A 20,547-nucleotide genomic window follows, 5' to 3' on the forward strand; every position below is an offset into this window, starting at 1 on the left:
GGGACGGACGGCGGTGCTAGGGAACGACGGCCCCCGCCGGCCGGCGCCGCCGGGCCTCCACCGCGACCTCCCGCGAGGCGGCCGCGGCCACCGAGGTGGCGGCGCCGACCCCGGCCAGCACCCGCGGCCAGAAGTCCCCGAAGACCTCGACCGAGACGGCGATCAGCAGCGCGGTGAGCACCGCGACCACGTGCTCCAGACCGGCCAGGTTCGGCAGCATGACCGCCTCGCCGACCATCAGGACCACCACCAGACCGGCGGTGAACCAGGCCCGGCACCGGAAGGCGATGCAGATCGCCAGCGCCACCACCGCGGCCGACGGCCCGGTGTCCCGCACGTAGGCGACCCACTTCGGGAAGCCGAACAGGTGGTCCGGCCCGATCGCCACGCCGACCCGGGCGAACAGCGTGCCCGCCATGGTGCAGGCGTACGCGACCACCAGGGTCATCCGCCGGCCGAGCACGATCTCGGCGATCGCGAAGACCACGAACACCTGGGCCAGCGCCCCCCAGACCGGCAGGTCCAGCGCCGGCACGTAGAGCGACAGCGGGGTCCGCAGCAGCGAGACCTCCACCGGCAACGCCGCCCGGACCACCCCGATCTGGTTGACGAAACGCTCACCGCCCGGCAGGTGCTGGACGATGCTGAACAGCAGGATCAGAAACGTCGCCAAGGTGGCCAACGGAACAGCGGCGAACTTCTTTCGCGCCACGGCGTTCCGAACCGTCACGAACAACGTTCCCCACTCGGCGACAGCGGCCGTTCCGGCTAGCGCCAGCGGCCCCTTTCGCACGCCCCCCGCGTGGGTCCTGTGAATCACAACCGTTTCTCCGAATCCCCGAACTCTCGTCTACTCCAACATTAGAAGCCTCTTAACAAAGCCACATCGGCTCGGATGGGGATAAGGGTCATCCTCTGGGGGGAGGTCCATCCCCCCTCCGGACCCCCATTCGACCGGGCGGCCCCCTCCGCCCCCCGACGGAGGGCTACCCCTTCCCGTCCCGCGCCGCCACCGGCACCCTGGGCGCCACCACGGCTGCCCCGGCGTGCCGGCGCCGGAACAGGGCGGGCAGGCTCGGCGCGACGATGAAACCCTCGGCGCGCGCGCTGGCGATGCCGATCCGCGGAATCTCGCTGCTCTTCTCGAACAGCAGGTAACGCGGCTCCCAGATCGGCCGGTACTTGGCATTCGCCCGGTAGAGCGACTCGATCTGCCACCAGCGCGAGAAGAATCCGAGGACCGAACGCCACAGCCGCAGCACCGGGCCCGCGCCCAGGCGCGAACCGCGCTCGAAAACGGAGCGGAACATCGCGAAGTTCAGCGAGACCCGCTTCAGCCCGACCTCCTCGGCGCGCTGCAGCAGCTCGATCACCATGAACTCCATCAGGCCGTTCTCGGTGTCCCGCGCCCGGCGCATCAGGTCCAGCGAGAGCCCGTCCGGGCCCCACGGGACGAAGCTCAGCAGCGCCTTGAGCTCGCCGTCGCCGTCGCTGCACTCCAACATCACGCAGCGACCGTCGCCCGGGTCGCCGAGCCGGCCGAGCGCCATCGAGAAGCCGCGCTCGGTCGCCCCGTCGCGCCACTCGTCGGCCTTGGCCACCAGCTCGGCCATCTCCGCCTCCGAGATGTCCTCGTGGCGGCGGATCCGCACCGTGTACCCGGCCCGCTTGACCCGGTTGTACGCCTGCCGGACGACCCGCATCGCGCGGCCGTCCAGCGAGAACTCGTCCAGTTCGACGATCGCCTCGTCGCCCAGCTCCAGCGCGTCCAGCCCGTGCCGGGCGTAGATCACCCCGGCCTCCTCGGAGGCGCCCATCACGGCCGGTGCCCAGGCGTGCTCACGGGCCTCGGACAGCCAGGCGTCAATCGCCCCCGGCCAGGCCTCCGGGTCACCGATCGGGTCGCCCGAGGCGAGCGAGACGCCGCCGATCACCCGGTAGGTGACCGCCGCCTTGCCGCTGGGGGAGAAGATCACGGCCTTGTCCCGGCGCAGCGCGAAGTAGCCGAGGGAGTCGCGCTCGCCCTGCTTGTCGAGCAGTCCGCGCAGCTTCGCCTCGTCCTCCGCGGTCAGCAGCTCGGTGCCCCGCGGGCTGCGGAAGGCCACGTACAGCACCAGCAGGAAGAGCGCCCCGCCCATGGCGTTGATCGCGGCGTTCACCCAGGTCGGCGCGGCGATCACGGAACGCAGGTGCTCGGACGGGGTGATGGTGATCATCCGGCCGACCGAGTACCGGAAGAGGTCCCAGAAGTCCGCGCCCTTCAGGTCGTTCGTCGCCCAGACCAGCAGCGCGCCGACCCCGCCGCCGAACAGCAGGCCGCCGACGAAGGTGGCCGCCGCGGTCTTCGGGTTGGAGCTGTCGCCCTTGGACGTGAACTCCTTGCGCCCGATCAGCAGCGCCAGGACGAACAGGCAGGTCAGGATGGTGGAGAAGTAGTTGAGCGGGTGCTGGTAGAACCGCCCGCCCGGCACGAGCATGAGCGCCAGGTACAGCAGCGCGAACAGGCCGCCGAGCGCCGCGTTGAAGATCCACGCGGCCCGCTTGCGCCGCCTCATGGCGACGGCGAGGAAGACCGAGAGCACGGCGCTGGCCAGGCCCGAGGTCATCAGGTACGGGGTGAAGTACTCACCCTCGTTGTGCTCGCTGACCTGGTTGCGGAAGGGCACCAGCAGCACCGTCGCCACGTTCAGCAGCGCGATCAGCCGCAGGTACCAGACGGAGGCCGCGGCGGCCCTCGGGCGCCAGCGGTCGAGCACGCCGTCGGGGTGGGGCCCGGGGGACGTGGCGGACGGCTCCGACTTCACAGTGGACGACACAGCTCAATTCCAAACGATCAGATGGTGGGGCGCATCCGCGTACGGCCCGGCGGCGGGCGCCCGCACGGGCCCGACGGACTGACCGGCGACGCCCGCCCGGCCGTCCGCCCAGGTGGGCGAGGCGAGCCGGAAAGGGTCAGCCAACTCCATGGTTCCCCACGAAGCCTGAGAATTACGTGAACCGGGTAGCGGATTCCCACCCCCGCCGAACGGCGGGGGTTGCCACCCCCCGGGCGTTCGGCGCCCCGCCCCGGCTACCCCTACCCTCGGAAACGACCCACGCGGACCGCCCCCACCCGGCCGCCCGAACCGAGGAGGCACCATCACCACGACCCGCGTGCTGATCGTCGACGACGAGATCCTGGTCCGCTCCGGCCTCGGCCTGATCGTCGGCTCGGCCCCCGACCTGGAAGTGGTCGGCGACTGCTCCGGCGGGCAGGCCGAGGAGCACGTCCAGCGCCTGCGCCCGCACGTGGTGCTGCTCGACATCCGGATGCCCGACCTCGACGGCATCTCGGTGCTGCGCCGGCTGCGCGCCCTGCCCGACCCGCCCGCCGTGGCGATGCTCACCACCTTCGACACCGACGAGTACATCGGCACCGCGCTGCGGGCCGGCGCCGCGGGCTTCCTGCTCAAGGACACCGCCCCCGAACAGCTGGTGCACGCCGTCCGGGTGCTCGCGGCCGGCGGCAACATCCTCTCCCCGACCGTCACCCGCACCGTGATCGGCGGCTACGTGGACGGCGGCGGCCCGGACGCCGAGGCGACCGCGCTCGCCCGCACCCTCACCGGCCGGGAGCTCGACGTCCTCGCGCTGCTCGGCGAGGGCCTGTCCAACGCCGAGATCGCCGACCGCCTCTTCCTCGGCACCGGCACCGTCAAGGACCACATCAGCGCGATCCTCGGCAAGCTCGGCGCCGCCAACCGGGTGCAGGCCGCCGTCGTCGCCCACCGGGCCGGGCTGGTCCGGCCCAAGCCCGGCGACGGGGCATGACGACCGCCGACCAGCTGCCGTCCAGACGGCTGCCGGCCTGGTGCACCGCGCCCTGGCTGATGCTGCTGCTGCCCGTCCTGTACTCCCTGCTGGACGCCGCCCTGGTGGCCCGGGACGCCACCTGGTGGCAGATGACGCTGTCCACGCTGGCCGCCGTCTCCCTGTTCTGGCGCCGCCGCTTCCCGGTCACGGTGCTGCTGCTCACCATGCCCGGCAGCTGGGTGGACGAGATCTGGCTGGCCCCGATCACCGCCGTCTACACCGTGGCCGCCGAACGCCCCCGCCCCCGGGTCGTGATCCCCTGCGGCGTCCTGTTCACCCTGGTCGAGTTCTTCCACTGGCCGCTTCCCGACGACGTCATCGCCCTGAGCCGGGCCAGCGCCCTCGACGCCATCCAGGCCGTGATGCTGGCCGCCGGCCCGGCCGCCACCGGCCTGCTCGCCCGCACCCGGCGCGAGCTGGCCGCCCGCCTGGACGAGCTGACCCGGGGCCAGGAGCGGGAGAGCCGGCTGCTGGCCGAGCGGGTGCTGATCACCGAGCGCGGCCGGCTCGCCCGGGAGATGCACGACGTGGTCTCCCACCAGGTCAGCCTGATCAGCATCCAGGCCGGCGCGCTGCAGGTCAGCACCACCGACCCGGCCGCCGTGACCACCGCCCGCACCATCCGCGAACTGTCCGTACGGACCCTCGACGAACTGCGTCAGATGGTCGGGGTGCTGCGGGGCACCGGCGGGCTGCCGGACGCCCCGCTCGCCCCGCAGCCCCGGCTGGCCGACCTGCCCCGGCTGATCGAGGAGAGCGGCCTGGCCGCCGAGGCCGAACTGAACCCGGGCGACCGCCCGTGGCCGGAGGCGGTGCAGCGGGCCGCCTACCGCACCGTGCAGGAGGCGCTCACCAACATCACCAAGTACGCCCCGGAGGCGGCGGTGCACGTGAAGGTCCGGGCGAAGGGCCGCCGGCTGCGGGTCGAGGTGCGCAACGACGCCCCGCCGGTCCACCCGGCCGAGACCCTCCCGGGCGGCGGCCACGGCCTGGTCGGCCTGCGCGAGCGCGCCCAGCTGCTGGGCGGCACCCTGACCGCCGGACCCACCCAGGACGGCGGCTTCGAGGTCCGCGCCGAACTCCCCGCCACCGGCTCCTGATCCGCCGCGCCCCGGCCGGCACCGGAGAACGGGCCGGGGGAGGAACGGACCGGGGAACGAGAAAGCCCCGCAGATCCGTAGATCTGCGGGGCTTCGCTGTGCGCGAGGGGGGAGTTGAACCCCCACGCCCTTTCGGGCACTGGAACCTGAATCCAGCGCGTCTGCCTATTCCGCCACCCGCGCATGGGTGTTGTCCTCGTTGCCGACCGATCTTCCGAACCGCTCGGCACCATGAGGCCTTCGCGCTTCTTTGGACCGGCCTCCCTTCCGGGCGGCCCTTCCGACGTGGAAAACATTAGCACGGCCCCGGGGGCTGCTCCGAATCGCTTCTCCAGCGAGACCCACCGCACCCGAACGGATGCCCGACGAACGCGTGCACGAGGGACGGGCGGCCGCTCCGACGAGCACACCTGGCGTGCCGTACCCGAAATGCGTCACCCTGTGTGTCCGAGCCCACCCCCGGGCACCACACGGTCCGGGAACCGTACGGAAGGGCCCGGCGTGGATACGATCAGTACGGAAGTACCGCAAGTGGGTGCGGCCGGTCCCCCGGCGGGATCCGGCCGGCAGGCAGGCGAACGAACCCTGGAAGGGGGTGCCCCATGGGAGTGCTGAAGAAGTTCGAGCAGCGGCTCGAGGGTCTCGTCAACGGCACCTTCGCCAAGGTGTTCAAGTCCGAGGTCCAGCCCGTGGAGATCGCCGGTGCGCTGCAGCGCGAGTGCGACAACAACGCGAGCATCTGGAACCGCGACCGCACCGTCGTGCCGAACGACTTCATCGTCGAACTGAGCCCGCACGACCACGAGCGCCTCAGCCCCTACTCCGGGCAGCTCGGCACCGAGCTCGCCGGCATGGTCCGCGAGTACGCCGAGGCCCAGCGGTACACCTTCATGGGCCCGCTCCAGGTGAACCTGGAGAAGGCCGACGACCTCGACACCGGCCTGTACCGGGTGCGCAGCCGCACCCTCGCCGCCGAGGAGCCCCAGCAGTACGCGCCGCAGCAGCCCGGCTACGACCGCGCGCCGGCCGCCCCGGCCCCCGGCGCACCGTGGCAGCAGCCCGGCGCCGGCCAGTACAACGCGCCCGCGCCCCCGCCGCCGGCCGCGCCCCCCGCGATGCCCCCGGGCCCGCCCTCGCCCGCCGGCGGCAACGTCCGCAACCTCCCCGGCGCCGGCCACGGCGGCACCTCGGTCCGCCGCTGGATCGAGGTGAACGGCGCCCGCCACCAGATCACCGGCTCGGCCTGCGTGCTCGGCCGCTCCACCGAGGCGGACGTGCGGGTCGACGACCCCGGGGTCTCCCGCAAGCACGCCGAGATCCGGCCCGGCAGCCCTTCGATGGTGCTCGACCTGGGGTCCACCAACGGCATCGTGGTGGACGGACAGCACACCCAGCGCGCTACGCTCCGCGACGGATCCCGAATCGTCCTGGGGTCCACCACCATCGTCTACCGGCAGGTCGAAGGGTAGTGTCCGAATTGTTCGCGCGCCTCGCTCACCGACTGGCGGGACGGTCATGTCAGAACTGACCCTCACGGTCATGCGGCTGGGCTTCCTGGCCGTGCTGTGGCTGTTCGTCATCGTCGCGATCCAGGTGATCCGCAGCGACCTCTTCGGCACCAAGGTGAACCCCCGTTCCTCCCGCCGCGGCGCTTCCGCCGCGGCCGGCGGCGGTGCGGCCACCCAGGCCGCAGGTCGCCCCACGCCGTCCCCGGCGGCCGCTCCGGCCGCCCCCGCGGCGGCCCAGACCCAGCCCGGCGGCGGCCGCCGCCGCGGCGGCCCGACCCAGCTCGTCGTGGTGCAGGGCTCGCTCGCCGGCACCACCGTGGCGCTGCAGGGCCAGACCATCACGCTCGGCCGCGCGCACGACTCCACCATCGTGCTGGACGACGACTACGCGTCCTCCCGGCATGCCAGGATCTATCCGGATCAGACTGGGCAGTGGACGGTCGAGGATCTAGGCTCCACAAACGGCACCTATCTGGACCGGCAGCGCCTGACCGCGCCCACCCCGCTCCAGCCGGGCACGCCGATCCGTATCGGCAGGACCGTCATCGAACTGCGGAAGTAGTAGCGCATGAGGGACAGCATCCCGTCCATGACCCAGAGGGGGGCACAGGTCGCATGACCCTGGTGCTGCGCTTCGCCGCCGGCTCCCACAAGGGACTGATCCGGGAGGGGAACGAGGACTCCGGCTACGCCGGGCCGCGGCTGCTGGCCGTGGCCGACGGCATGGGCGGCGCCGCGGCCGGCGAGGTCGCTTCCTCCGAGGTGCTCGGCTCGATCGTCCGGCTGGACGAGGACGTGCCGGGCGCCGACCTGCTGACCCTGCTGGGCGACGCCGTCCAGGGCGCCAACGACCGGCTCCGGCAGATGGTCGAGGAGGACCCGCAGCTCGAAGGCATGGGCTGCACGCTGACCGCGATGCTCTGGACGGGCCAGCGGATGGGCCTGGTGCACGTCGGCGACTCCCGCGCCTACCTGCTGCGCGACGGTTCGCTGGTGCAGATCACCCAGGACCACACCTGGGTGCAGCGCCTGGTCGACGAGGGCCGGATCACGCCCGAGGAGGCCGAGACCCACCCGCAGCGCTCGCTGCTGATGCGGGCGCTGGACGGCCGCGGCCAGGTCGAGCCCGACCTGTCGATCCGCGAGGTCCGGGCCGGCGACCGCTACCTGATCTGCTCCGACGGCCTCTCCGGCCCGGTCAGCCACCAGACCCTCCAGGACACCCTCGGCAGCTACTACTCGCCCGAGCAGACCGTGCAGGAGCTGATCCAGCTCGCACTGCGCGGCGGCGGTCCGGACAACATCACCTGCATCGTGGCGGACGTCATCGACGTCGGCGCCACGGACACCATGAGCGGCCAGTTCAACGACGTCCCGGTGGTGGTCGGCGCCGTCGCCGACGCCCCGCCGTCCTCGGCCGCCGCCGACCGCTCGATCGCGGACACCCCGGCCGGCCGCGCGGCGGGCCTGGGCCGCGGCCCGCAGGGCGCCTTCGGCCCCGCCGAGGGCTACGAGGCCGGCTACGACCCCGCGGCGGGCGGCTTCGGCCCCGCGGAGGGCTACGAGGGGGGCGCCGCCTACGGCTACGGCTCCGGCGAGCCCTCGGTGTACGGCACCGAGGAGTTCGACGAGGAGCCGCCCCGCAAGCGCAAGCGCAAGGGCCTGACCGTCTCGGTGGCCGTCCTGGTCACGCTCGGCCTGCTGGGCGGCGCCGGCTACTTCGGCTACCAGTGGACCCAGGACCAGTACTACATCGGCGAGGACGGCGACCACGTCGCGGTCTACCAGGGGATCAACCAGAACCTGGCCGGACTGAGCCTGTCCTCGGTGCGCGACTCGTACAGCGGCATCCAGCTCAAGTGGCTGCCGCAGGACCAGCGCGCCCACGTGAACAAGACCATCTCGGTGAACACCCTGAAGGACGCCCAGAGCACCGTCCAGGAGCTCGACGGCTGGGTGCAGCTCTGCCAGAAGGCCGCCAAGGCGACGGCCCCGGCGCAGGGCACCCAGGCGACGCAGGCCACCCACACCGCGTTCCTGGCCGGCACGCCCACCCCGAGCGAGAAGAACCGCGGCCCGGCCGCGGCGGCACCGACCGTGCCGCCCTCGACCAGCCCGGCCTCCCCGACCCCGTCCGCCCCCGGCACGGCCGCCCCGACGCCGAACGCCACTCCTCCGGCGACCGGCACCCAGGGCGACCCGACCCAGTTGACCGAAGACGAACTCAGCCGGGCCAACTCCTGCCCGAAGCAGTGACGTCCGTGATCCGACATAGGACCGCCCCGCGCGGGCTTGCCGGCCGTCAGGGAGCGGTCACCACGTGAGCAGCTACGACCTGAGCGAAGACACCGGCCGGGCCGGCCGCCGACGGGCGACGGCCGGACGCGCCGTCCCCCGTCGACGGGGCAACACCACCATCTCCCTGCAGGAGGCACCGAACCGGCGCAACACCGAGCTGGCCCTGCTGCTCTTCGCGGTGCTGCTGCCGGTCCTCGCGTACGCCAACGTCGGCCTCGCGATGGACGCCAAGCTGCCCACGGGCATGCTCGGCTACGGCCTCGGCATGGGCGCCCTGGCGCTGGTCGCGCACCTGCTGGTGCGCCGCTTCGCGCCGTACGCGGACCCGCTGATGCTGCCGATCGCCACCCTGCTGAACGGCCTCGGGGTGGTGATGATCTGGCGGCTGGACAAGGCGGGCAAGCTGCTCAGCGGCAACTTCCCGGCGGCCCAGAACCAGCTGATGTGGTCGGCCCTGGGGATCGCGGGCTTCATCGGCGTGATGGTCTTCCTGAAGGACCACCGGGTGCTCCAGCGCTACACCTACATCTCGATGGTGGTGGCCCTGGTCCTGCTCGCCGCGCCGGCCTTCTTCCCGGCCCGGGCCGAGGACTTCGGCGCCAAGATCTGGATCCGGATGGGCAGCTTCTCCATCCAGCCCGGCGAGTTCGCCAAGATCGTCCTGACGGTGTTCTTCTCCGGCTACCTGATGGTCAAGCGGGACGCCCTGGCACTGGCCAGCCGCCGCTTCATGGGCCTGTACCTGCCGCGCGGCCGCGACCTCGGCCCGATCGTCGTGATCTGGCTGCTCAGCCTGCTGATCCTGATCTTCGAGAACGACCTCGGCACGTCCTTCCTGTTCTTCGGCCTGTTCGTGGTGATGCTCTACGTCGCCACCGAGCGGACCAGCTGGATCCTGTTCGGCCTGCTGATGTCGGTCGGCGGCGCTATCGCGGTCGCCTCCACCGCCAGCCACGTGAAGGTCCGCATCAACGCCTGGCTCGACCCGATGGCCGCCTTCAACCCGAAGCCCCCGCCGGGCGCCACCGAGCAGATCGGCCAGTCGCTGATGGCGCTCGGCTCCGGCGGCGCCACCGGCTCCGGCCTCGGCCAGGGCCGTTCCTGGCTGATCAACTTCGCCGCGAAGAGCGACTTCATCCTGGGCTCCTTCGGCGAGGAGCTCGGGCTGGCCGGCATGATGGCGATCTTCCTGCTGTACGCGCTGCTGGTGCAGCGCGGCCTGCGCACCGCGATCGCCGCCCGCGACCCGTTCGGCAAGCTGTTCGCCGTCGGCCTCGCCTCGGCGATGGCGCTGCAGGTGTTCGTGGTAGCCGGCGGCGTGACCGGACTGATCCCGCTGACCGGTATGACCATGCCGTTCCTCGCGCAGGGCGGTTCGTCCGTGGTCGCCAACTGGGCGCTGGTCGCGATCCTGCTGAAGATCAGCGACAGCGCCCGCCGACCCGGGGTCGAACCCGCCCCGGCCACCGAGGGCCAGGGAGGACCCGCCCGATGAACAAGCCGATCCGACGGGTCTCGATCTTCTGCCTCGTGCTGATCCTGGCCCTGATGGTGCGCACCAACTGGGTGCAGGGCGTCCAGGCCGACTCCTGGGCCACCAACAAGAACAACAAGCGCCAGATATACGACCGCTACGCCCACCCGCGCGGCAACATCATCGTCAGCGGCCAGCCGGTCACCAAGTCGGACTTCGTCAACGGGCTGCGCTACAAGTACCAGCGCTCCTGGGTCGACGGGCCGATGTACGCCCCGGTCACCGGCTACTCCTCCCAGGTCTTCGGCTCCAACCAGCTGGAGAACCTGGAGGAGGGCGTCCTCTCCGGCACCGACGACCGGCTGTTCTTCCGCAACACCCTGGACATGCTGACCGGCGAGCAGAAGCGCGGCGGCGACGTCGTCACCACGATCGACGCCAAGGTCCAGAAGGCCGCCTTCGACGGCCTGGGCAACAAGAAGGGCGCGGCGGTCGCGATCGACCCGAAGACCGGCGCGATCCTGGCCCTGGTCTCCACCCCGTCCTACGACCCGGGCACCTTCTCCGGGAGCGGCTCGGCCGACTCCAAGGCCTGGACGGACCTCAACGCGGACCCGAACAAGCCGATGCTCAACCGGGCGCTGAAGGAGACCTATCCGCCCGGCTCGACCTTCAAGCTGGTCACCGCGACCGCGGCGTTCGAGAACGGCCTGTACCAGAACGTCGACGACGCCACGTCGACCCCCGAGCCGTACACCCTGCCCGGCACCAACACGCAGCTCAAGAACGAGAGCCCCAACGAGCGCTGCGAGAACGCCACCGTGAAGTCCGGGATGGACCAGTCCTGCAACACGGTCTTCGCCAAGATGGGCGCCGACCTCGGCAAGGAGAAGATGCGGGCGCAGGCCGAGAAGTTCGGCTTCAACAGCACCGTCGACACCCCGGTCCGCTCGGAGAAGAGCATCTTCCCGGACAGCCCGAGCCTGGACGGCACCGCCCAGGACTCGATCGGTCAGCACGACACCCGCGCCACCCCGCTGCAGATGGCCATGATCTCCGCCGCGATCGCCAACAACGGCAGCCTGATGCAGCCGTACCTGGTCGACCAGGAGCGCTCGGCCTCGCTGACCACCATCTCCAAGCACACCGAGAAGCAGTTCTCCCAGCCGATGAGCCCGACCACCGCGCAGAAGATGCAGGACCTGATGGTCTCGGTGGTCGAGAACGGCACCGGCACCAACGCCAAGATCCCCGGCCTGCAGGTCGGCGGCAAGACCGGCACCGCACAGCACGGCGAGGACAACGCCGGACTGCCGTTCGCCTGGTTCACGTCCTGGGCCAAGGCCTCGGACGGACGGTCGGTCGCGGTCGCGGTGGTCGTCGAGGACGGCTCGCAGAACCGCGACGGCATCAGCGGCGGCCGGCTCGCGGCCCCGATCGCCAAGGCGGTGATGCAGGCCGCACTCGGCAAGTAGGGAGCCGGGTCCGGGGTGAGGCGAATGTCACGATCGGCACCCCCTGCCGGATACCGGTCTGATATCGGCCGACGGCTGACTCCGGTCCGATGGGGTGCGACCGGTAGCGTATCCGCCAGCAGCGGGTGTGCCCGTTGCCGCCCGCGGGGCACCGAACGGCCCGGCCGGAGAACCGGTCGAGGACCGCGCGGCGTCACCCAGAGCGTGCGGGGACACCTACGTCACAACCTCACCGGCGGGTGAGGGAGAGGGTCGGAACTATGGAAGAGCCTCGTCGCCTAGGCGGCAGGTACGAGCTCGGCGGCGTCCTCGGACGCGGCGGCATGGCCGAGGTGTACCTCGCCCATGACACCCGGCTCGGCCGTTCCGTCGCAGTGAAGACGCTCCGGGCCGACATGGCCAGGGATCCGTCGTTCCAGGCCCGCTTCCGCCGCGAGGCACAGTCGGCGGCGTCCCTGAACCACCCCGCGATCGTCGCCGTGTACGACACGGGCGAGGACTACATCGACGGCATCTCCATCCCGTACATCGTGATGGAGTACGTCGAGGGGTCCACGCTGCGCGAGCTGCTGCACTCCGGCCGCCGGCTGCTGCCCGAGCGCGCGCTGGAGATGACCATCGGCATCCTCCAGGCCCTGGAGTACTCGCACCGGGCCGGCATCGTGCACCGCGACATCAAGCCCGCCAACGTGATGCTGACCCGGCAGGGCAACGTCAAGGTGATGGACTTCGGCATCGCCCGTGCGATGGGTGACGCCGGGATGACCATGACGCAGACCTCCGCCGTCATCGGCACCGCCCAGTACCTCTCCCCCGAGCAGGCCAAGGGCGAGCAGGTCGACGCCCGCTCCGACCTCTACTCCACCGGCTGCCTGCTCTACGAGCTGCTGACCGTCCGCCCGCCGTTCGTCGGCGACTCGCCGGTCGCGGTGGCCTACCAGCACGTCCGGGAGGAGCCGCAGCCGCCGTCGGTCTTCGACCCCGAGGTGCGCCCCGAGATCGACGCGATCGTGCTCAAGGCCCTCGCCAAGGAGCGCGACTACCGCTACCAGAGCGCCGACGAGATGCGCGACGACATCGAGCGCTTCCTCGACGGCCTCCCGGTCGCCGCCGCCCAGCAGGCCGCGTACGGCATGGGCGCCGCCGGATACGGCTACGACCAGAACGGCTACCCGCAGCAGCACGACCCGTACGGCCAGACCAACGTGCTGCCGCAGCAGCCCGGCGGCGGCCCGACCACCGTCCTGCCGCAGGCCTCCGGCCAGCCCGGGTACGGGCAGCAGGGCGGCTACGGGGACGACGGCTACGGCCAGACCTACGCGGGCGGCGGGGGCGACGGCTACGACGACGGCCAGGGCCGCGCCGGCCGCCGCGGCGAGGACCAGCCGAAGAAGAGCAACACCTCCTGGATCGTGCTGGCGGTGGCCGCCGTCCTGGTCCTGGTCGGCACCTTCTTCGTCGCCCAGGCCATGTTCAGCAACAAGGGCACCAAGGACGCCGCGAAGATCACCGCGCCGAACCTGGTCGGCAAGACCCTGGCCGACGCCAAGACCGCCGCGGCGGCGGCGGGCAGCAAGCTCGTGGTGACCGAGGGCGAGAAGGTCGCCTGCCCGGACGCGAACATCAAGAAGGACCAGGTCTGCACCCAGAACCCGACGGCCGGCAACCAGGTCGCCGAGAACGGCACCATCACGGTGCAGGTGTCCTCCGGGCCGGCCAAGGCGACCGTCCCGTCCGTGGTCGGCAAGACCAAGGACCAGGCGCTGCAGGCACTGGCCGCGGCCGGCTTCACCAACGTCGGCGCCCCCGAGTACAAGGACGACGACACCGCCCCGCAGGACACCGTCACCGCCCAGGACCCGGCGGCCAACAACACCGCTGACCCGACCGCCCCGATCAAGCTGACGGTCTCCCAGGGCAAGACCAAGATCAACGTCCCGAACGTGGTCGGCGCCCAGAAGGACGACGCGACGAACCAGCTGCAGGCCGCCGGCTTCCAGGTCGACGCCTCGAAGACCGCGCAGACCAACGATCCGACCAAGATCAACACCGTCGCCGTGCAGTCGGTCCAGCCCAACACCAAGGTCGCGGCCAACACGAAGATCGCGCTGACGATCTTCAAGGCCCCGGACAAGGCGCAGGTCCCGCCGCTGCAGAACCAGAAGCTGTCGGACGCCATCGCCCAGCTCGCGAAGGTCAACCTCGGCTACACCGTGGTCGGCCCGCAGGACCCGAACGCGATCGTCCAGATGAGCAACCCGGGCGCCGGCACCATGCTCGACCCGGGCACCCAGGTCCAGCTCTTCACGAAGGCCGCCGAGCCGCCCAAAGGAGGCGACCCCACCACCCCACCCGCCAAAGGGAACAACTAGGCCTCCGATCTTCCCCTGGTTCAACTGAACCGGGGCCCGGAGCCCGGGTGACGCCGGCCGAGGAAGATGCCCGAGGGCCCGCCGCAGCGGATGCGGCGGGCCCTCGGGCGTTTCCCGGTCGTCGTGCCTCCCCGGCCGGCCGCGACCCCGCGCAGCCCCCGGGGGAGCCGGGCACGGGCCCCCGGGGGGCTCAGGAGTGCCGCAGCTCCGGCGGCGGGGTGCGCTTGGCGTCCATGTCGTCCACCCGCACCAGGCTCCCCCAGACCGCCATCCGGTACCGCGAGGTGTACACCGGCGTGCAGGTGGTCAGGGTGATGTAGCGGCCGGGGCCCGCGTAGCCGGAGCGGGCCGGGACGGGCGCCACGATGCCGGTGTCGAACTTGGACGTCTCCGGCAGGGTGCCGTCGACCTTGTAGACGTACCACTTGTCCTTGGTCTCGACGACGACCGCGTCGCCCTGGTGGACGGCGTCCAGGTCGTGGAACTTGGCGCCGTGGCCGTCGCGGTGGGCGGCCAGTGCGAAGTTGCCGGCCTCGTCCCAGGGCATCGCGGCCTTGTACGGCTGCTCGTAGACGCCCGCCACGCCCTCGTCCAGGACCTCGGTGGAGGTGCCCATCCGGATCAGCACCTGGAAGTCCCGGCCCATCGCCGGGACGTGCAGGAAGCCGACGTCGTCCCCGACCGCGAACTGCTTCGCCGCCGGCGGGGCGCCGGGGGCCGGGGCGGGGGTACCGCCGGGCGAGGCCGGGGGGACCGCGACCGGGCCGGCCGCCCAGGAGCCGCGCAGCCGGTCGGCGGCCGCCGAGGCCGCGCGGTCGGCCTGCACGTTGGTCCACCACAGCGAGTAGGTCACGAACAGGCCGAGGACCAGGCCCAGGGTGATCAGCAGCTCGCCGAAGACCCCGAGCGCGGCCAGCGCCCGGCTCCGCCCGCGCCCGGCCGGCCGCCCGGCCGGGGGGACGCCGTCCTGCCCCGGCCCGGCCGACTGCACGGCCCCGTCCTGCACGGCCTCGTCGTCCTGCATCTGCGGTGCTCCCCCTCCGGGCCGGGCGGACGGACGGCTACCCGCCCGTGATCGCGGCCGGCTTGCCTTGGCTGCGCGGCCGTTCCTCGACCATCTTCCCAAAGAGGATGAGGCGGAACTTGGAGGTGAACTCCGGCGTACAGGTGGTCAGCGTGATGTAGCGGCCGGGGCCGGCGTACCCGGCGCCGTTCGGCACCGGCTTGATCACGCTGACGTTGTTGGGGGAGGTCTCCGGGATGCCCCCGGTGATCTCGTAGGTGTAGTAGCCGGCGGCGGTCTCCACCACGACCTTGTCGCCCTTGGAGAGCTGGTTGATGTACCGGAACGGCTCACCGTGGGTGTTGCGGTGCGCGGCCAGCGCGAAGTTGCCCGCCTTGTCTCCCGGCATCCCGGTGCCGGGGTAGTGGCCGACCAGGCCCTTGTCGAGCACCGCCGACTTGGAGGTGCCCTCGGCGATCGGGAACTTCAGCCCCAGCTTGGGCAGGTAGATGATGGCGAAGCCCTTGCCCGGCTCGAACACCTCGGGCTTGTCGGGGTCCGGGGCGGGCTGCCCCGGCTGGGCGGGCGGCGCCGCGTCGAACTGCTGCTCCAGCTTGTTGCGGGCCCCGTCGGCGGCCGCGTCGGCCTGCACGTTGGTCCACCAGAGCTGGTACGCGACGAAGAGCAGCATCACCAGGCCGAGCGTGATGCACAGCTCGCCGACGGCCCGGGCGGCCACGACGACCGCGGACTCCCTGGGGCGCACCCGCCCGCCGGCCCGGCCGCTCGCCCGACGCCGTCCGTGGCCCGACCGGATCGCCGTACGGCCCTGGGCGGCCCGACGCCGTTCGGCCCGGCCCCCGGTGGGCGGGGCCGGCTCGGCGGCCGACTCGCCGATCCCGACGGGCAGCCTCAACTGCAGGGTCTGGTCGGGGAGCCAGGGGTACTCCGGTCCGCCCGCGAGCGGGTCCCCGGCCTGCTCGTACACGCCCCAGGCGTCCTCGGGCACGGTCTGCACCGGGGACGCCTGCTGGTACGGGGCACCGTCCGTGCCGTCGCCGTACTGCGGTCCCCCGTACGCCCGGGCGCCGTCGAACTGCTGCGCGCCGCCGTACGGGTCCCCCGCCGGCTGGTAACGCCCCTCCGGACGCAGCGCGGTCACGCCGCTCAGCCCCGGCCGATCACCGGGGCGAGCCCGGCCGACCGGTCCACGGCCTGCGGGAAGCCGCACTCCGCGAGCCAGTTGGCGAGCATCCGGTGCCCGCCCTCGGTGAGCACCGACTCGGGGTGGAACTGCACGCCCTCGACCGGCAGTTCACGGTGCCTCAGACCCATGATCACACCGCTCTCGGTCCGTGCGGTGACCACCAGTTCCTCCGGCACGGTGGCCGGTTCGACCGCGAGCGAGTGGTAGCGGGTCGCGGTCAGCGGTGACGGAAGGCCCTCGAACACGCCGCCGTCCTCGTGTTCGACCGACGAGGTCTTGCCGTGCAGCAGCTCCGGCGCCCGGCCGACCACCGCGCCGTACGCGACCGCGAGCGACTGCAGGCCCAGGCAGACGCCGAACAGCGGCAGCCCGATCCGCGCGCAGTGGTGCACCATCTCGATGCAGACCCCGGCCTCCTCCGGCGCGCCGGGCCCGGGGGAGAGCAGCACCCCGTCGAAGCCCTCCGTCCCGGAGCGGCGGACGGCGTGCTCGACGGTCACCTCGTCGTTGCGGACCACCTCGCAGGTGGCGCCGAGCTGGTACAGGTACTGCACCAGGTTGAAGACGAAGCTGTCGTAGTTGTCCACCACCAGGATGCGGGGCGGGTTCGACTGGGTGGTCATGCGCGCGTGGTCTCCGTGGGATGCGGTGCTGGATGGAAGTGCCGGGACCGCCGGTTCAGCCGGCCGCGGCGCCGTCGCCGCCATCCACTGTGACGTCACCGAAGGGGAGCAACGGTTCCGCCCACGGGAAGACGTAGGTGAAGAGCAGGTAGACGATCCCCAGGATGAGGAGCACCGAAATGGCGGCCTTGACCAGGGTGTTCCCCGGGAGGTGACGCCAGATGAAGCCGTACATGGTGCTCCCTCGTCGTAGCAGGCTGGGTCAAGAGTAGACCCGCCCCCACGGCCGCGAGGCCGGTCCGCTACTGCTGCCCGCCCGCCGACCGCAGCTCGGTGGTGCCGGAGTACCCCGGCAGGGTCAGGTCGCCGCTCTCCTGGACCTTCCAGCCCAGCCCGTACGCCTGGACGTACTGCAGGTAGTTGCGGATCGTCGGGTCCGCGTCGACGGCGGAGCGCAGTGCGTCGGTCTTCCCGACCGCCTTGACCACGTACGGCGGGGAGTAGACCCGGCCCTGCAGCAGCAGGGTGTTGCCGACGCAGCGGACGGCGCTGGTGGAGATCAGCCGCTGGTCCATCACCTGCACGCCCTCCGCGCCGCCCCGCCACAGCGCGTTGACCACGGCCTGGATGTCCTGCTGGTGGATGACCAGGTCGTTGACGCCTGGCTCGGGGACGCCGGGGATGCGGGCGGTGGCGTTCGGCGGGGCGTCGTTGAGGGTGACGGTCAGGCCGCCGCCCTGCAGCGGTTCCAGGGCGGCGCCGCGCCGCAGGTCGTCCAGCCGGGCCGCGTCGGCGGGGCTGTGGCCCTGCTGCTCGGTGAGGTCCTGGGAGCGGGACTGCAGGTCGGCGAGCTGGGACTGCGCCTGCTGGTTCTGCGCGCTGCGCTGGCGGATCACGTCGCCGAGGCTGAGCAGCGAGTTGTCCGTCCGCAGGTCGGTGCCGCGGGCGGTCTGCGCGCTGATGTAGAAGAGCAGACCGGCGAGCGCGAAGACGGCGCAGGTCAGGGCACGTCCGACAATTCGGGTACCGGAGCGGCGGGTACGGGCCGACTCAGGGGGAATCGACAAATTAGTCACCGTACCCTTATCTCCTCAAGACCCGCCGAGCCACTACGCTAACGGACGCCGGTGGCACGTGCGGAGCCGTCCCCCAGGACGTTCTCCACGGCCGACCGTCGACCGACCCACCCGCTGCACCTCTGCGCGGTCTCACAGCGCATCGACAGGAGAACCCCTCGTGCCGAAGTCTCGACTCCGCAAGAAGTCCGACTACACCCCGCCGACCACGGCCACGGTGAAGATCAGCTCGGGCCGCGGCTGGGTCGCGCCACTGATGCTGGCACTGTTCCTGATCGGCCTGGTGTGGATCGTCACCTACTACGTGACCAGCGGCACCTACCCGGTCGAGAGCTGGCGGAACTGGAACATCCTGGTCGGCTTCGGCTTCATCGCCGCCGGCTTCGGCGTCTCCACCCAGTGGAAGTGACGACCCGCTCGTCCTGAGGCCCGGTCCCGGGCCGATTCCCGCCGTTCCGGATCGCTCGTCCCGGGACGGCGGTCAGGCGTGCCCGGACCCGGACCGGGCGGCGGTCAGTCATACCGACCATCGGACTGTCACGCTTATCCACATGGTTATCCACACTGGGGAAAAGTCCCCCCAGCCTGTGGATAACTTTCCGGGCCGGGGCCGTCCACAGCTGTGCACAACTTCCTGGGCACGGGAAAACCGCACAGCAGGACACGCGTAGAACAGCAGTCCACAGTCACGGCGGCACACAGCCTGTGCACAACCCCGCACCCGCTGTGGACAAACGCCCGGGTCCTCAGGATCCGTAGAGGGACATCCCGATCAGCAGCATCGCCGCCTCGACGGCCACCGCCCCCGCCACCGCCAGCCCCTGGACCAGCCCGCGGCGCTCGCGCGGGGCGTACATCAGGCCGGCCGCGGTCAGCCCGCCCAGCACCAGCCCGCCCAGGTGCGCGCGCCAGTCGATGCCGGGCCGCGAGAAGGTGACGATCAGGTTGAAGACCAGGAACGCCACCGCCGGGGCCAGCGGGCCCCTGTTCCGCAGCTGCATCACGATCGTGGCGCCGATCAGCCCGAAGATCGCCCCGGAGGCCCCGACCGAGTTCATCCAGTCGCCGGCCACCAGGAAGGCGAAGGTGCTGCCGCCCAGGCCTGCGACCACGTAGAGGGCGAGGAAGCGGAGCCGGCCGAGCGCCTCCTCCAGCGGCGGGCCGAGCCAGAACAGCACCAACATGTTCAGCCCGATGTGCCACCACTCCAGGTGCAGGAAGGTGGCGGTCAGCAGCCGGTACCACTGGTCCGGCCCGTCCGCGATCCCGGCCGGGCCGCCGAGGATGTCGCGCCCGGCGCTGAACAGTGACCAGGTCTGGCCCAGCCGCGGCGTCAGCACGTAGGCGGCCAGCACCCAGACCACGACGTTGGCCCCGATCAGCAGCCGGGTCACCAGCCCGCCGTCGGCGCTCGACGCCCCGCCGAACCGGGTGGTCGGCCGCCGGGTGCCGGCGTGCCCCGCCCCGACGCACTCCGGGCACTGGAAGCCCACCGAGGCGGTCACCATGCACTGCGGGCAGATCGGCCGCTCACAACGGGTGCAGGAGACCCCGGTGGGCGTCCCGGGGTGGCGGTAGCAGCCGGGAAGGCCGGCCTCCGGGGCGGGGCCGGTCGACGACCTGGGCTCGTCCGGGAGCATCAGCGGGTCCCCTTCCCGTACACGACCTCCGAAACAGCCAGCCTACTGCCGCGGCCCCGCCCCACGGCCCCGCTCCCCCGCATCCCGTCCCTCCGGCCCGCGCACCCGCGGGAACCCCGCGTACGGCCCACCCCGGGTGCCGGTGGACAAATCAGGATGCATGATCAGCATTCAGGTGGATATGTGCATAAAGGACGCCACCCAGGAGGAGAGACTCGTGAGCTTTTCGGACTCAGCCCGTGAGACGGCCACCAGGACCCGGGACACCGCCGCACACCTCGCGGACGGCGCCAAGCAGCGCCTCGGCCCCGCCCTGGACTCCCTCGGCCCGATGGCCACCCAGGCCGCCCACAACCTCCGCGTCCAGTACGACAAGCACCTCGCCCCGCAATTCGGCCAGGCCTTCGCCAACTTGCCGCCGGATGCCCAGCAGAACGTCCTGAAGGCCCTCCACCGGGCCCAGGAGGCCGCTCTGGCAGCCCGTCTCTCCGCCGCGCGGGCCGCGGACCAGGCGCGCGCCACGGTCGGCCCCAGGGTCGCCCAGGCGGTCGGAGACGCCCGCGCCGTGGTCACCCCGGTCGCCCAGGAGGCGCAGTACCGGGGCGCCGCCGCACTGACCGCCCTGCACGGCAACGTGAGCTCGGCCGAGATCAGCGAGCTGGCCGCCCGGAACGCCAGGAAGCAGCGGTGCTGCCACCGGTCCACCGGCCTCGCCGTGGCGGGCCTGCTGGCGATCGCCGGCGGTGTGGTGGCCTGGCAGTGGTGGCGCCGGCACAGCAACCCGGAGTGGCTGGTCGAGCCCCCGGTCGCGCAGGAGTCCCGGCCGGCCGGGGCGTCCGCCGCACCGGTGAACGGCGCGGGGCCCGCCGCCGAGGACGCCTACCCCGGCGGACCGGACGACAGGGGCCCCGCGGCGAAC

The 20,547-nt window shown here is 71.9% G+C and carries 18 protein-coding genes and 1 tRNA gene; 10 read left to right on the top strand and 9 right to left on the bottom strand.

Annotation, left to right across the window (positions count from 1 at the left end; genetic code table 11):
* Nucleotides 1–16 precede the first annotated feature (16 nt).
* Nucleotides 17–673, bottom strand: a complete 657-nt coding sequence (locus ACFV04_RS37505) for a hypothetical protein (protein ID WP_380346693.1) — start codon at nt 671–673, stop codon at nt 17–19.
* 313 nt (nt 674–986) lie between these two features.
* Nucleotides 987–2,816, bottom strand: a complete 1,830-nt coding sequence (locus ACFV04_RS37510; protein ID WP_380346694.1) for a phosphatidylglycerol lysyltransferase domain-containing protein — start codon at nt 2,814–2,816, stop codon at nt 987–989.
* A gap of 343 nt (nt 2,817–3,159) precedes the next feature.
* On the opposite strand from ACFV04_RS37510, the gene ACFV04_RS37515 reads away from it, so the two are divergent.
* Both ACFV04_RS37515 and ACFV04_RS37520 read left to right on the top strand, forming a co-directional pair.
* Nucleotides 3,160–3,810, top strand: a complete 651-nt coding sequence (locus ACFV04_RS37515) for a response regulator (protein ID WP_380346706.1) — start codon at nt 3,160–3,162, stop codon at nt 3,808–3,810.
* A complete protein-coding gene (locus ACFV04_RS37520; protein WP_380346695.1) occupies nt 3,807–4,952 on the top strand; it encodes a sensor histidine kinase in 1,146 nt (381 codons plus the stop codon). The genes ACFV04_RS37515 and ACFV04_RS37520 overlap by 4 nt, the downstream gene beginning before the upstream one ends.
* A 99-nt stretch (nt 4,953–5,051) precedes the next feature.
* Here the strand turns inward: ACFV04_RS37520 and ACFV04_RS37525 are convergent.
* Nucleotides 5,052–5,135: transfer RNA gene (locus tag ACFV04_RS37525), tRNA-Leu, on the bottom strand.
* 419 nt (nt 5,136–5,554) lie between these two features.
* Between ACFV04_RS37525 and ACFV04_RS37530 the strand changes: the two genes are divergently transcribed.
* The 6 genes from ACFV04_RS37530 (at nt 5,555) to pknB (ending at nt 14,079) form a co-directional block, all read left to right on the top strand.
* On the top strand, nt 5,555–6,421 hold the full coding sequence (locus ACFV04_RS37530) for an FhaA domain-containing protein (protein WP_380346696.1): 867 nt from the start codon (nt 5,555–5,557) through the stop codon (nt 6,419–6,421).
* A gap of 46 nt (nt 6,422–6,467) precedes the next feature.
* On the top strand, nt 6,468–7,022 hold the full coding sequence (locus tag ACFV04_RS37535) for an FHA domain-containing protein (RefSeq protein WP_360258827.1): 555 nt from the start codon (nt 6,468–6,470) through the stop codon (nt 7,020–7,022).
* 53 nt (nt 7,023–7,075) lie between these two features.
* Nucleotides 7,076–8,716: a protein phosphatase 2C domain-containing protein gene (locus tag ACFV04_RS37540; RefSeq protein WP_380346697.1), complete on the top strand. Its 1,641-nt coding sequence runs from the start codon at nt 7,076–7,078 to the stop codon at nt 8,714–8,716.
* A gap of 160 nt (nt 8,717–8,876) precedes the next feature.
* Nucleotides 8,877–10,253, top strand: a complete 1,377-nt coding sequence (locus tag ACFV04_RS37545) for an FtsW/RodA/SpoVE family cell cycle protein (RefSeq protein WP_380346707.1) — start codon at nt 8,877–8,879, stop codon at nt 10,251–10,253.
* Nucleotides 10,250–11,707 carry a peptidoglycan D,D-transpeptidase FtsI family protein gene (locus tag ACFV04_RS37550; RefSeq protein ID WP_380346698.1) on the top strand — a complete coding sequence of 486 codons (1,458 nt, stop codon included), beginning with the start codon at nt 10,250–10,252 and terminating at the stop codon, nt 11,705–11,707. The genes ACFV04_RS37545 and ACFV04_RS37550 overlap by 4 nt, the downstream gene beginning before the upstream one ends.
* 260 nt (nt 11,708–11,967) lie before the next feature.
* Complete coding sequence (gene pknB / locus ACFV04_RS37555) at nt 11,968–14,079, top strand: Stk1 family PASTA domain-containing Ser/Thr kinase (RefSeq protein WP_380346699.1); 2,112 nt, start codon at nt 11,968–11,970, stop codon at nt 14,077–14,079.
* A 190-nt stretch (nt 14,080–14,269) separates the two neighbouring features.
* Here the strand turns inward: pknB and ACFV04_RS37560 are convergent, their stop codons facing one another.
* The 5 genes from ACFV04_RS37560 to ACFV04_RS37580 form a co-directional block, all read right to left on the bottom strand.
* Nucleotides 14,270–15,103 (bottom strand): class E sortase, encoded by an 834-nt coding sequence (locus ACFV04_RS37560; protein ID WP_380535435.1) that lies wholly within the window; start codon nt 15,101–15,103, stop codon nt 14,270–14,272.
* A 37-nt stretch (nt 15,104–15,140) separates the two neighbouring features.
* Nucleotides 15,141–16,244, bottom strand: coding sequence for a class E sortase (locus ACFV04_RS37565; protein ID WP_380535437.1), 1,104 nt, complete (start codon nt 16,242–16,244; stop codon nt 15,141–15,143).
* Nucleotides 16,245–16,249: 5 nt separating this feature from the next.
* The gene (locus ACFV04_RS37570; protein WP_380535439.1) at nt 16,250–16,912 is read right to left on the bottom strand and encodes an aminodeoxychorismate/anthranilate synthase component II; all 663 of its coding nucleotides are present in this window, start codon (nt 16,910–16,912) and stop codon (nt 16,250–16,252) included.
* Between the two features lie 55 nt (nt 16,913–16,967).
* Entirely contained in the window at nt 16,968–17,147 is a 180-nt protein-coding gene (locus ACFV04_RS37575; protein WP_360258848.1) for a hypothetical protein, read from the bottom strand.
* A gap of 67 nt (nt 17,148–17,214) precedes the next feature.
* A complete protein-coding gene (locus ACFV04_RS37580; RefSeq protein WP_360258851.1) occupies nt 17,215–17,979 on the bottom strand; it encodes a DUF881 domain-containing protein in 765 nt (254 codons plus the stop codon).
* A 169-nt stretch (nt 17,980–18,148) separates the two neighbouring features.
* Here ACFV04_RS37580 and crgA point away from each other — a divergent pair, with 169 nt between their 5' ends.
* Nucleotides 18,149–18,397 (top strand): cell division protein CrgA, encoded by a 249-nt coding sequence (gene crgA, locus ACFV04_RS37585; RefSeq protein ID WP_030060915.1) that lies wholly within the window; start codon nt 18,149–18,151, stop codon nt 18,395–18,397.
* Between the two features lie 337 nt (nt 18,398–18,734).
* On the opposite strand, the gene ACFV04_RS37590 is transcribed toward crgA, so the two are convergent.
* Complete coding sequence (locus tag ACFV04_RS37590) at nt 18,735–19,628, bottom strand: rhomboid family intramembrane serine protease (protein ID WP_380535442.1); 894 nt, start codon at nt 19,626–19,628, stop codon at nt 18,735–18,737.
* Between the two features lie 217 nt (nt 19,629–19,845).
* Between ACFV04_RS37590 and ACFV04_RS37595 the strand changes: the two genes are divergently transcribed.
* Nucleotides 19,846–20,547 (top strand): DUF5324 family protein (locus ACFV04_RS37595; protein WP_380535444.1); only part of this gene is annotated, 702 nt, incomplete at its 3' end.

It is taken from the genome of Kitasatospora sp. NPDC059599, from assembly GCF_042735125.1.
GTDB lineage: Bacteria > Actinomycetota > Actinomycetes > Streptomycetales > Streptomycetaceae > Kitasatospora.

Coding starts and splice junctions, on each gene's coding strand:
- ACFV04_RS37520 (WP_380346695.1), top strand. CDS start 3,807: ATGACGACCGCCGACCAGCTGCCGTCCAGACGGCTGCCGGCCTGGTGC.
- ACFV04_RS37530 (WP_380346696.1), top strand. CDS start 5,555: ATGGGAGTGCTGAAGAAGTTCGAGCAGCGGCTCGAGGGTCTCGTCAAC.
- ACFV04_RS37535 (WP_360258827.1), top strand. CDS start 6,468: ATGTCAGAACTGACCCTCACGGTCATGCGGCTGGGCTTCCTGGCCGTG.
- ACFV04_RS37540 (WP_380346697.1), top strand. CDS start 7,076: ATGACCCTGGTGCTGCGCTTCGCCGCCGGCTCCCACAAGGGACTGATC.
- ACFV04_RS37550 (WP_380346698.1), top strand. CDS start 10,250: ATGAACAAGCCGATCCGACGGGTCTCGATCTTCTGCCTCGTGCTGATC.
- pknB (WP_380346699.1), top strand. CDS start 11,968: ATGGAAGAGCCTCGTCGCCTAGGCGGCAGGTACGAGCTCGGCGGCGTC.
- ACFV04_RS37560 (WP_380535435.1), bottom strand. CDS start 15,103: ATGCAGGACGACGAGGCCGTGCAGGACGGGGCCGTGCAGTCGGCCGGG.
- ACFV04_RS37570 (WP_380535439.1), bottom strand. CDS start 16,912: ATGACCACCCAGTCGAACCCGCCCCGCATCCTGGTGGTGGACAACTAC.
- ACFV04_RS37575 (WP_360258848.1), bottom strand. CDS start 17,147: ATGTACGGCTTCATCTGGCGTCACCTCCCGGGGAACACCCTGGTCAAG.
- ACFV04_RS37590 (WP_380535442.1), bottom strand. CDS start 19,628: ATGCTCCCGGACGAGCCCAGGTCGTCGACCGGCCCCGCCCCGGAGGCC.